Origin of the sequence: Rathayibacter sp. AY2B9 (assembly GCF_002931595.1) — a bacterium.
Lineage (GTDB): Bacteria > Actinomycetota > Actinomycetes > Actinomycetales > Microbacteriaceae > Rathayibacter.
Map to the genome: position 1 here is coordinate 118,230 of NZ_PSUB01000008.1, position 11,492 is coordinate 129,721.

Here is an 11,492-nt window from a genome sequence, read left to right on the forward strand (position 1 = left end):
CGGTCGAGCGCGCCCTGAGACCTGTCCCCACGCGCAAGGAGGCGCCGCATGTCCGCTCATCCGCATCCCCCCGGGTTCTCCCGGCGGCTGTTCCTCTCGGTGCCGCTCGCCGCGGCGTCCGCCGCCGCCCTCGCCTCCTGCGCCTCCTCCGGCGCCGGCGACGGAGTGACCACGCTCGACTTCTTCCAGTTCAAGGCGGAGGCGGTGGAGGACTTCGCGCGGATCATCCGCGAGTTCGAGGCGGCCAACCCGGACATCCGGGTCATCGCCAACAACGTGCCCGACCCCGACACGGCCATCCGCACCCTGCTCGTCAAGGACAAGGTGCCGGACGTGCTGACCCTGAACGGCAGCGGCTACTACGCCGACCTCGCGAAGGCCGGCGTGTTCCACGACTTCACCGGCGACGAGCTCGTCGAGCGGGTGAACCCGGCGGCCCTCGACATCCTCGCCGCCCTCGGCAGCTTCGAGGGGAACGAGGTGAACGCGCTCGCCTTCGCGAACAACGCGGACGGGATCCTCTACAACCGCACGATCTTCGCCGAGAACGGGATCGAGGTGCCGACCACCTGGGGAGAGCTGATCGCCGTCTGCGAGACGCTCACCGCCGCCGGGATCACTCCCTTCTACGGCGCCCTGCTCGACAACTGGACCGGTGCCCCCGCCTTCAACGCGCTCGGCGGGCAGCTGCAGCCGGACGGCTTCTTCGACGCGATGCGCGAGGAGGGAGCGGCGCTCGGCCCCGACTCCCCCGTCTCGTTCACGAAGGACTACGCGACGACGATGGAGCGGCTCGGGCAGCTCTTCTCGTACACGCAGGAGGGCTCGTTCGGCCGCGGCTACGACGACGGCAACCAGGCCTTCGCCGCGGGCGAGGCGGCCATGTACCCGCAGGGCATCTGGGCGATCAACCCGGTGCGCACGAACAACCCGGACATCGACCTCGGCGTCTTCCCCTACCCGGTGCTCGACGACCCGGCGGACACGCGGGTCACCTCGGGCGTCGACGTGGCCGTCGCCATCGGCCGCGGCACTCCGAAGCTCGACGCGGCCCGCCGCTTCGTCGACTTCCTTCTGACCCCCGGAGTCGTCGAGCCGTACGTCGAGAGCCAGGCCGCCTTCTCGCCGCTGGTCGGCGCCGCACCCAACTCGGACCCCACGCTGGCCGAGCTGCAGCCCTACTTCGAGCAGGGACGGCTGATCGGCTTCGTCGACCACCAGATCCCCGCGAGCATCCCGCTCAACCCCACGCTCCAGGCGTTCCTCGCCAGCGGGGACGCCGACGCGGCGCTCCGGACCCTCGACAGTGAGTGGCGCAAAGTCGCGGCACGCACGACCAGGAAGTGACCCCATGACCACGACCACGACGGCCGCCGCGCAGGCGGTGGCGACCACTCCTCCGCCGCCCGCGCGCCGCAAGCGCACCATCGGGCGCACCTCGAAGACCTTCTACTGGATGACGGTCCCCGCCGTCCTGCTCTTCTTCGTGCTCCACACGGTCCCGGTCCTCACCGGAATCTTCTTCAGCTTCACGGACTACGCGGGCTACGGCTCCTGGGACCTGATCGGCGCCTCGAACTACCTCGCGCTCCTCCAGGACGACCGCGTCTGGAAGGCCTACGGGTTCACCTTCGGCTTCGCGATCGTGGCGACCGTGCTGGTGAACGTGATCTCGCTCGCCATCGCCGTCGCCCTCAGCGCGCGGATCAAGTTCCAGACGGCGTTCCGCGGGATCTACTTCATCCCCTACGTGCTCTCGACCCTGGTCATCGGCTACGTGTTCCAGTACCTCTTCGCGAACTCGCTGCCGCAGATCCTCGGCGCGATCCCGGTGATCGGCGAGAACATCCTCGCGAACGCCGACTGGGCGTGGGTGGCGATCGTGGTGCTGGCGGTCTGGCAGGCCTCGGCCTTCTCGATCATCATCTACCTCGCCGGACTCCAGACCATCCCGGGCGAGCTCTACGAGGCGACCTCGCTCGACGGAGCGGGGAGGTGGCGGCAGTTCACCTCGATCACGTTCCCGCTGATCGCCTCCTTCTTCACGATCAACATGGTCATCTCGATGAAGAACTTCCTCCAGGTGTTCGACCACATCATCGCCCTCACCAACGGCGGTCCCGGCACCTCGACGGAGTCGATCACGCTGCTGATCTACCGCGGCGGCTTCCAGGGCGGCGAGTACGCCTATCAGACGGCCAACGCCGTCCTCTACTTCCTCATCATCATCGTGGTCTCGCTGATCCAGTTCCGAGTCCTCAGCCGCAGAGAGGCGTCGTTCTGATGACATCGACCATCACCCCCACGACCGCGATCGCCCTCGGCGAGCCCGAGGGGCGGCTCCGGCCCAGTCGCGACACCTACCGGATCAACTGGTGGGCGACCGCGCTCATCGCGGTCTGCTCGCTGACGATCCTCCTGCCGCTCTACTTCGCCGTCGTGACCGCGCTGAAGACGCCCGACCAGCTCGGCGGCACCGGGTTCGAGCTGCCGACCTCGATCTCCTGGGGCAACTTCGCCGAGGCGTGGACGGCGACCCGCTTCCCGCAGGCCTTCGTGAACACCGCGCTGATCACGGTCGGAGCCGTCGTGCTGACGCTGTTCTCGAACTCGATGGTCGCCTACGCGGTCGCCCGGAACATGCACAGGCCGTTCTTCAAGGGCGTCTACTTCTACCTGCTCGCCGCGGTCTTCGTGCCGTTCCCGATCATCATGCTGCCGGTGGTGAAGGAGACGGCCCTGCTGGGCCTGGACAACCAGGCCGGGCTGATCCTGCTCTACGCCGTGTTCGGGCTCTCGATCAACACGTTCATCTACACCGCCTTCATCCGCTCGATCCCGATCGAGCTCGAGGAGGCGGCGCGCACCGACGGCGCCTCGACCTGGCGGACCTACTGGCAGGTGATCTTCCCGCTGCTCGGCCCGATGAACGCGACCGTCGGGATCCTGACCTGCGTGTGGGCGTGGAACGACTTCATCCTGCCGCTCGTGGTGCTCTCGGACCCGTCCGCCCGCACCCTGCCGCTGGCCGAGTACGTCTTCCAGGGGCAGTTCAACACGAACTACACCGTCGCCTTCGCGTCCTACCTGATGGCGATGGCGCCGCTGCTGATCGTGTACCTCTTCGCGCAGCGCTGGGTGGTCAGCGGAGTGATGCGCGGGTCGATCAAGTAGCGGTCGCGGCGAGCGCCGCCTCGAGCAGGTCCGTGAGCACGGTGCCTCGCGAGCCCGCGTCCTCCGGGTGCCACTGCACGCACCAGAGCGGCGCGGACTCGTGCTCGAGGGCCTCGACGGTGCCGTCGTCGGCGCGGCCGACCAGGACGAGGCCCTCGCCGGGACGGTCGACGGCCTGGTGGTGGGAGCTGCGGACGTCGAGCTCGGCGGCGCCGAGGATGCGAGCGAGGGCGCTGCCCGGCTCGAGCGCCACGCGGTGGTCGACCATCCCCGACAGGTGCTCGCCGGGGACCGACCGGCCGACGTGACCCGCGCCGGGCAGGTGCTGCACGAGGTCGCCGCCGAGAGCGACGTTGACCAGCTGCATCCCGCGGCAGATCCCGACCAGCGGGGTCCGCGTCTCGACGGCCCGGCGGACGAGCGCGATCTGCGCGCGATCGGCGGCGGGGAAGGACTGGCCGCGGTGCGGGTCGTCGGGTCGGCCGCCGTAGAGGGACGGGTCGACATCCTCCCCTCCGGTGACCACGACGGCGTCGGCGGCGGCGAGCCGGCGCTCGAGCTCGGCGGCGCCGGCCTGCTCGGCAGGGACGCGGTCGACCACGAAGCCCGCGGCGGTGGCGGCCGAGACGACGCTCGCGGTCAGCAGCTGCAACTCGATCTCGAACTCGGGATCCTCGCGGCCGCCGTCGGCGACGTCGACGACGAGCAGGACGGGGCGATCGGAGGCCATGCGGACATCGTGCCACCCGGCCGGCTCCTGCAGAACGTCGGCGGAGAGCAGTGCCCCTCGGTCGAGAGGCGAGGAACCGCGCGTCCGGCCGGCGTTCTGCGCGAGCCCGCAGACCTCTCCCGGGGTCTGGTCAGGATCCGGCCCCGCGATCTAGGATGTTCACGTTCACATACCGTGCGAAGACGCACACCTCCGCGGCCCTGCGGATCGTGCTTCGACGCCGCACCCGATCACGAGGGCCTATCTGCATGAGACGATCACGATCGGCGGTGAGGACCGCTCTGGCGGTCGCGACCGTCGCCGCCACGGCGCTGCTCGGCGCCACGGTCCCCAGCTCCGCCTTCGGAGCCACCGAGACCCCGCTCCTCCACTACACGTTCGACACCGCCCCCACCGGCACCACGGTCGCCGACACCAGCGGCAACGGCTACAGCGCGACGCTGCGCGGCTCCGGAGCCCAGTTCCGCAACGGGCTCATCAGCCTCCCCGGCGGATCCGCCGCGGCCGCCCCCTACCTCGAGATCCCCACCGCCGGCCTCGTCGGCAAGAAGGACCTGACCTTCTCCACCTGGCTCGCCCACAAGGGCGGCACCGGCAACGTCGCCGCCGCGTTCGTCGGAGCGCCCGTCGCCTCCGGCGCCTCGTTCTCCTCCGGCTACTGGCTGCTCAACCCGAGCAACCTCTCCGGCTACACCAAGTCGGTCGTCACCAACTCGGTCAACGCGGGCGCTCCCTACAACACCGAGATCGGCGCCGGAGCGACCGGCGCCCCGACCGTCGGCGCGCGCACCCCCTCGGGCCTCTCGCTCTACACGACCGTCATCGACGGCTCGACCGGCAAGCTCACCGTGTACGTCAACGGCGCGCAGATCTCGCAGAGCACGATCGCCCGCGACGTCTCCTCGTTCGGCCCGTCGCTCGTCGCGTACATCGCGCGCTCGACCTACAACGACCCGGGCTGGAACGGCGAGATGGACGACTTCGCCGTCTACGACAGCGCCCTCAGCAGCAGCTCCGTGCAGGCGCTCTACTCCTCGCAGGCCCTCGACCGCGCCGTCGCGTCGGTCACGGTGCCCACGGAGGCGACCGCCGGCTTCACGGTGCCCACCACCGCCAGCGGCGTCGGCATCACCTGGACGTCGAACAGCGCGGCCGTGGCCATCACCGGCGGCACCGCGACCGTCACGCGCCCCGCCGCGGGACAGCCGGACGCCACCGCCACGCTCACCGCCACCTACAGGGTCGGCACCGAGACCCGCTCGGTCGACTACATGGTGCGCGTCGCCGCGCAGCTGGACGACGCGACGAAGGTCCAGCGCGACCTCGCCGCGATCGCCATCCCGAACGTCGGCGACATCCGGACGAACGTCTCGGTGCCCACCACCGGCACGCTCGGCTCGAGCATCGCCTGGAGCGTCGTCAGCCCGAGCGGAGCGACCGTCCGCGACGGCAGCGCCGCCGGCACCCGCACCATCGACGTCGACCGCCCCGCGACCGGGAGCCCCGCGATCGACGTGGTCGTCCGCGCGACCGCGACCAGCGGATCCACCACCCGGACCCGCGACTTCACCCTCCGGGTGCAGCCGCTCCCCGCCGGCACCGACGACACCGAGGCGTACGTCTGGGCGTTCTTCACCGGAGAGGGCGACGGCGCCGAGCGCATCAGCCTCGCCGCCTCGAAGGGCAACGACGCGCTGAGCTGGAACACGCTGAACGGCGGCAAGCCGGTCTTCACCTCGAACCTGGGGACGATGGGCCTGCGCGACCCGTTCATCATCCGCTCGCACGAGGGCGACAAGTTCTTCATGCTCGCCACCGACCTGAAGATCGACGGCCTCCCCGGCGGCTTCGACACCGCGCAGAAGTCGGGCTCGAAGTACATCGAGGTCTGGGAGTCGACCGACCTGGTGAACTGGTCCGCCCAGCGCCACGTCAAGGTCTCCACCGACTTCGCCGGCAACACCTGGGCCCCCGAGGCGTACTGGGACGACGAGCTCCAGACCTACGTCGTGTTCTGGGCCTCGAACATGTACCCGACCACGAACACGGCCGATCGCGCCTCCGTCACCTACAACCAGATGATGTACGCGACGACCGAGGACTTCACCTCCTTCTCGGAGGCGAAGCCGTGGATCGACGTCAAGCGCGGCGCCGGCAAGGGCACCATCGACTCGACGGTCGCGAAGGACGGCGACACCTACTACCGCTTCACCAAGGACGAGGCGTCGATGACCCTCCGCGAGGAGAAGAGCACCGACCTGCTGGCCACCGTCTCGGGCTCGCTGCCCGGCACCGGCGGACCGGCGGACGAGTGGTCGCTGGTCAAGGAGAAGGTGGCCTCGGGCCTGCCCAACGGCGAGCCCGGGAAGACCTTCACCAGCGGTGAGGGCCCCAACGTCTTCCCCGCCAACGAGGGCGACGTGAACGGCCTCGACTGGTTCCTCTTCATCGACCAGCCGAACTACCACGACGGGCCGAACCACTACATCCCGTTCGGCACCGACGACCTCGCGAACGGCGACTCCTGGCAGCCGCTCGGAGCGAAGCTCCGCACGGGCCTGCCGCAGAACGCCGACGGCGGCAAGCCGCGCCACGGCACGGTCATCCCGGTGACGCGCTCCGAGTACCAGAAGGTGCTCGAGGGCTACGCCCCCGGCCTGGCCGTCGCCTCGGTCGCTCCGCTGACCGCGACGACCACGGCCGGCACCGCGCCGGTCCTGCCCCGCGCCACGATCACGACCGCCGCCGGCACCACCAGCACGGTCGACGTGGCCTGGGACGCCGTCGCGCCCGCCGCCTACGCCACGGCCGGGACCTTCACGGTCTCGGGTGTCGCGCAGGACGCGTCGCGCATGCCGGTGCAGGTCACGGTCACGGTGCAGTCCTCGCTGAAGGTGAGCGCGACCGCCACGTCGCGCTGCGTCGCCGGCAAGGTCGTGCTGACGGTCGTCGGCAGGAACGGCGACACGGTGCCCATGGACGTCTCGATCAGCACCCCGGAGGGCGTGAAGACGATCGCCGGCGTGAAGCCCGGCGCCTCCGGCTCCGCCGCGTTCACGGTGCGCTCGACGCAGCTCGCCGCGGGCGAGGCGACGGTCACCGGCACGGCCACGGTCGGCGGCAAGACCGTCACGGCCACGGCCACCGCGCCGTACAGCGCGCGCAGCTGCGGCTGACGCACGGCACTCCCCGGGAGCCCGTCGCACCTCACCGGTGCGGCGGGCTCCCGTCGTCGTGCGGGGGGAGCCGGGAAACCGCCCTGACGCCGAGACGCCGCACGGACGGCGCGGTGCCGCGGCGCGCGGGCGGACCCGGGACGGCCCGCCCGGCGTCATCCGGTGACGGCTGCCGGTCCGGCTTCGAGCAGGTCGCGGACGCTGCGCGGCTCGCGTCCGAGGAGGCGCCCGAGCTCGGGGTCGGTGCCCGCGAAGAAGCCGCGCTCGGCCGCCTGGTGCATCCCGAGGGTGAAGCGCACGAGGAACTCGGGCTGACCCGCCGCGACGCGCGCGGCGACCCACTCGTCGTCGCCGAGGACGCGCAGCTCGACGGGTCGCCCGCCGACCTCGGCCGCGATCCCGGCGATCTCCTCGAACGTCGGAGCCTCCGTCGCGGTCAGCGTGACCGGCCCGTCGTGCGGGCTCCCCGAGAGGAGGAGCCGGGCGGCCGCCTCCGACTCGTCCTCGCGGGCCGTCCACGAGACGCGGCCGTCGGAGGGGACCTCGATCACTCCGGTCTCCCGCCACGGTCCGAGGAACAGACCCAGGCTGTGCGCGTAGAAGCCGTTGCGGAGCGACGTCCAGGCGAGTCCGGACTCGGCGAGCAGGCGCTCGGTCGCCGCGTGGTCCCGGCCCGGGCCGAAGGGGGTGTCGGCGGCGGCGCCCTGGTGGCTCGTGTAGAGGACCCGTCCGACTCCGGCCGCGACGGCCGCCTCGACGGCGGTGCGGTGCAGGGCGACGGCGTCGGCCCGCGGATCGCTCGAGGAGACGAGGAGCAGCTGATCCGCTCCGTCGAAGGCGCCCGGGAGGGAGGCGGGGTCGGCGTAGTCGCCGACGCGCACCTCCACTCCGCGCTCCGCGAAGCGGGCGGCCTTCGAGGCGTCGCGGGCGGCGACGGCGATCCCGGAGGCGGGGACGGTGTCGAGGAGGTGGTCGACGGTGGCGCCGTTCAGAGCGCCGGTGGCACCGGTCACGATGATCATGGGGAGAGCCTTCCAATGAGGGGTATCAGCGATACCACGACGAAGATAACCACGGAATTCCCTTGATAGCAACCGTGCGCTACCGTCGGTACGTGACCAGCTCCACTCCTCCGACCGACACGCGCCTGCGCATCGTCGAGGCGGCCGCCGGCCTCCTCCGCGACGAGGGCCCCGCCGCCGTCACCACGCGAGCGGTCGCCCAGGCGGCCGGGCTGCAGGCCCCGGCGATCTACCGCCTCTTCGGCGACAAGGACGGCCTGCTCGAGGCGGTCGCGGAGCACGTGCTGGCCACCTGGGTCGACTCCAAGGCGCGGACGGTCGAGGCGGCCGTCGCCGGGGGCGTCGACCCGGTCGAGGACCTGCGCGCGGGCTGGGCCGCGCAGGTGGAGTTCGGCCTGGCCAACCCCGCGCTCTTCCGCCTCCTCAGCGATCCGGGCCGCGCCTCCGGATCGCCGGCCGCCCTCTCCGGACGGCGGGTCCTCGCCGCCCGCGTGCAGCGCGTGGCCGCCGAGGGCCGCCTCCGCGTGCCGGAGGAGCGCGCCGTCGGCCTCATCCAGGCGGCAGGCACCGGCGTGGTCACCACCCTGCTCTCCACCCCCGCCGCCGACCGCGACCCCGGTCTCGCCGACGCCGCGCTCGACAGCGTGCTCGCGGGGATCCTCACCGACCCGCCCTCCCCCGGCGACGGCGGGCGGCTCACCGCCCTCGTCGGCGTCCGGGCCCTCGCACCGGAGCTCGCCGGCCTCACGCCCGCAGAGCGCCTGCTGCTCGCGGACTGGCTCGACCGCGCCCTCGAGGCGGCCGCGCAGGAGTGACGGGCACGCAGGAGTGAGGGGCAGGCAGGAGTGACGGGCGCGCAGGAGTGACGGCCGCGCTTCCACCACAGGAGTGACGGGCGCCATCCCGCCGCGGGGACGACGGCGCCTCCGTCCCGCAGAGGCGCGGGCTTCGCGGCTAGGCGCGCCTGCCGTCGGGCGGGAGGATCGACGCCTGGATGAGCGGCACGAGGCAAGGAGGGCATGTTGAAGCTGTGGAGCGCGTCGAACGCGTTCCTCTACCTCGGCAACGTGAAGGAGAACGACTTCCTCCAGAACGTCTCCGAGCTCGTCGGGGACTACGACCGCGAAACGACCTCCGCCAGCTACAACAAGGGCGTCCGCTCGACCTCGACCGCCTACCTCAACGACATGCCAAGTCGCGATTAGCAAATTCACGTGGTCTTAGAGTAAAGCTTCTCCGCAACGAACTGTAGTTCGGGCTCAGAGTAGTTGGTGTGCTGGAATATATTGGCCATGAAGGTCACTCCGCAAACCATGTCGAAGTGATGACAGATTGAGACCGTGCGTTGGGCGAGGGTGTTCGGAATCGGCGGCGCCCCACCTGCGTTGCCGGACAAAATGGATGCCCAAATCCCGGGATATGGTTGAGCCGTCTCTGTTGTGTTAAGGCCGGCATATTTATCTTCTGCCCCAAAGGAGACACGGGACCCGTCCGCGACAAGCGCAACACCGATGATCTTATCCATAAGAGCAGTATCGCCGCCATGCATTCGAAGGAATTCGTGAATGACAATACCCCCTTGGGAATAGCCGCTGAGAATAAACTTCTCACGTGGACAACGGCGCGACTCCTGGTCAAGTAGGTCATATAGTAGATCAGCTCCATCATAAACAGAGTCAGCGAAGGACGTCGGCGATACGAATCCCTGCAGCAGCGGGCTATAATTTCCCGGAGTAGGTACCGCTGCGTATCGCAGGCCAAGCGGTTTAACAGACCGCGAGTCCAGCGCGGCGTAACTGTTGTAAATCTCCTGCACGTAGTCACCGAAGAAGTCCTCCTCCGTTTCGACTGCATTGTCGCTGTAGTCAAAGGAATATTGAGGTACCTGACCGGAACCACGGGCGCCGATAAAGGCGATCGACTTGCAATCGTAGTAAACGGGCAACGTCGCGTGTGCAGTTGGCGTCTTCCGCACAGGGGCGACGTAGCCGACCCATGGGACGATGACTGCTCCGGCACCGGTAACAGCAGGACCTCCCCCGAGCGGCGCAGGGCCAGTAGGGTCGCCTCCCCAGTCGGTATTGGTCACGTCGGCGTAGCCGTCCGCCTGCACCCCTGCGGTAGTAAATCTCACCCAGCCATGAAGCTCAGCACCGGCTCCACTTGCGACGTACAGGGCAGTGCTCGCATATCGGATGTCCGTGCCGATCAGGTGCGCTTGGCCTGCGTCGATGACGTCGATGCCCTGCCAGTCGCCGGCGCTCGGGACCGTGACGTCTCCGTCGCCGTTGCCGTCTCCGCCAATGGTGTCGTCTCGGAGGGAGGTGAATGTCACTGGGCTTGTCGCGGTGCCATTTGCGGGCAGCGAACCCGAAACCTGAATACCGGCCCCATAAGACTTGATGACTTGACCAGCGCTGATGGTGAGGGTGGCGTTGCTCGCGATCGTCAGGGCGTCGGCCCAGTAGGTGCCGTCATCAATGATGAGCGGAAGGCCTCCGAGGGGAACGGATGCGTTCGTGGTCAGCTTTCCCGAGACACTGATGCCATTGATGGTGTTGCTCGAGCCGCCATTTCCGCGCAGGAGTGCGCCGTCGAGTTTGTCGCCAAAGATGTGAATCGCGGTGCTGCCGGAACCGGTGACCGTATTGTTCTGGACGGTAGGGATCGGGATCTGTGTTCCGGAACCTTCCGGTTGGCCAGTCGCTCTAACGAAGATCCCCATTCCAGCGCTGTTGCGGACGATATTGTTCTGGATCTTCACTGATGCGGTTCCCGCGTTCGCTCCGGAACGGTCGACCCAAACATCGATTCCAGTCGATCCGCTGTTGCTGATCGTGGCATTGGACACCTCGACGGTCTTAGCTCCCGCGTTTGCGTTCACGGCAGTGGATGCGTATCGGATGTTCCCGTATGTGCTCACGAGCGAGCCTGCGTCGATGACGTCGATGCCCTGCCAGTCGCCGGCGCTCGGGACCGTGACGTCTCCGTCGCCGTTGCTGTCTCCGCCAATGGTGTCGTCTCGGAGGGAGGTGAATGTCACTGGGCTTGTCGCGGTGCCATTTGCGAGCAACGAACCCGAAACCTGAATACCGGCCCCGTAAGACTTGATGACGACCCCGCCCTGAATCTGCAAGGTAATTCCATTCGGAATGCTCAGATCGTCGTCAATCACTACAACTGGGGTGTTTGTTGCATCCCAAGTCTGATTCGAGCTGAGAGTGCCCTTGACATGGAGCTCGGCGGTGATCTCTGCGGTCGGAGCGGAGGTCTTCGAGGTGGTCGTGTAGCCGGTCTTCGTTCCGGTGACGGTGACGGTGACGGTCGCGCCGACGTCGGCGGTGACGGGCTTATAGGTCGATGTGGTCGCGCCGCTGATCACGGTGGTTC

9 protein-coding genes are annotated in these 11,492 nt (G+C 69.0%); 6 read left to right on the forward strand and 3 right to left on the reverse strand.

The features are described 5' to 3' along the window. The first annotated feature begins 48 nt into the window (after window positions 1-48). From C5C25_RS09660 to C5C25_RS09670, 3 genes are read left to right on the forward strand one after another with little or no spacing between them, the layout of a single operon-like run. A complete protein-coding gene (locus C5C25_RS09660) occupies window positions 49-1,347 on the forward strand; it encodes an ABC transporter substrate-binding protein (RefSeq protein WP_104250470.1) in 1,299 nt (432 codons plus the stop codon). 4 nt (window positions 1,348-1,351) lie between these two features. Further along, window positions 1,352-2,284 carry a carbohydrate ABC transporter permease gene (locus C5C25_RS09665; RefSeq protein WP_104250471.1) on the forward strand — a complete coding sequence of 311 codons (933 nt, stop codon included), beginning with the start codon at window positions 1,352-1,354 and terminating at the stop codon, window positions 2,282-2,284. Beyond that, the gene (locus C5C25_RS09670; protein ID WP_181133679.1) at window positions 2,284-3,174 is read left to right on the forward strand and encodes a carbohydrate ABC transporter permease; all 891 of its coding nucleotides are present in this window, start codon (window positions 2,284-2,286) and stop codon (window positions 3,172-3,174) included. The genes C5C25_RS09665 and C5C25_RS09670 overlap by 1 nt, the downstream gene beginning before the upstream one ends. Here C5C25_RS09670 and C5C25_RS09675 read toward each other — a convergent pair. Then, window positions 3,167-3,904, reverse strand: coding sequence for a gamma-glutamyl-gamma-aminobutyrate hydrolase family protein (locus C5C25_RS09675; RefSeq protein ID WP_104250472.1), 738 nt, complete (start codon window positions 3,902-3,904; stop codon window positions 3,167-3,169). The two genes, C5C25_RS09670 and C5C25_RS09675, sit on opposite strands and share 8 nt — an antisense overlap. A 269-nt stretch (window positions 3,905-4,173) precedes the next feature. Here C5C25_RS09675 and C5C25_RS09680 point away from each other — a divergent pair, with 269 nt between their 5' ends. Further along, window positions 4,174-7,080, forward strand: a complete 2,907-nt coding sequence (locus tag C5C25_RS09680) for an immunoglobulin-like domain-containing protein (RefSeq protein WP_181133680.1) — start codon at window positions 4,174-4,176, stop codon at window positions 7,078-7,080. A 155-nt stretch (window positions 7,081-7,235) separates the two neighbouring features. On the opposite strand, the gene C5C25_RS09685 is transcribed toward C5C25_RS09680, so the two are convergent. Continuing rightward, a complete protein-coding gene (locus C5C25_RS09685) occupies window positions 7,236-8,102 on the reverse strand; it encodes an NAD(P)H-binding protein (protein WP_104250474.1) in 867 nt (288 codons plus the stop codon). Between the two features lie 92 nt (window positions 8,103-8,194). Here C5C25_RS09685 and C5C25_RS09690 point away from each other — a divergent pair, with 92 nt between their 5' ends. Together C5C25_RS09690 and C5C25_RS09695 are read left to right on the forward strand one after the other, a co-directional pair. Further along, on the forward strand, window positions 8,195-8,917 hold the full coding sequence (locus tag C5C25_RS09690; protein ID WP_219814399.1) for a TetR/AcrR family transcriptional regulator: 723 nt from the start codon (window positions 8,195-8,197) through the stop codon (window positions 8,915-8,917). 204 nt (window positions 8,918-9,121) lie between these two features. After that, the gene (locus C5C25_RS09695; protein ID WP_104250476.1) at window positions 9,122-9,307 is read left to right on the forward strand and encodes a TraM recognition domain-containing protein; all 186 of its coding nucleotides are present in this window, start codon (window positions 9,122-9,124) and stop codon (window positions 9,305-9,307) included. Between the two features lie 5 nt (window positions 9,308-9,312). Here C5C25_RS09695 and C5C25_RS09700 read toward each other — a convergent pair. Then, window positions 9,313-11,492 (reverse strand): cutinase family protein (locus tag C5C25_RS09700; RefSeq protein ID WP_219814400.1); only part of this gene is annotated, 2,180 nt, incomplete at its 5' end.

Excerpts from the sequence above, each read along its gene's own strand:
- C5C25_RS09660 (WP_104250470.1), top strand. The coding sequence starts at position 49 with ATGTCCGCTCATCCGCATCCCCCCGGGTTCTCCCGGCGGCTGTTCCTC.
- C5C25_RS09665 (WP_104250471.1), top strand. The coding sequence starts at position 1,352 with ATGACCACGACCACGACGGCCGCCGCGCAGGCGGTGGCGACCACTCCT.
- C5C25_RS09670 (WP_181133679.1), top strand. The coding sequence starts at position 2,284 with ATGACATCGACCATCACCCCCACGACCGCGATCGCCCTCGGCGAGCCC.
- C5C25_RS09675 (WP_104250472.1), bottom strand. The coding sequence starts at position 3,904 with ATGGCCTCCGATCGCCCCGTCCTGCTCGTCGTCGACGTCGCCGACGGC.
- C5C25_RS09685 (WP_104250474.1), bottom strand. The coding sequence starts at position 8,102 with ATGATCATCGTGACCGGTGCCACCGGCGCTCTGAACGGCGCCACCGTC.
- C5C25_RS09695 (WP_104250476.1), top strand. The coding sequence starts at position 9,122 with ATGTTGAAGCTGTGGAGCGCGTCGAACGCGTTCCTCTACCTCGGCAAC.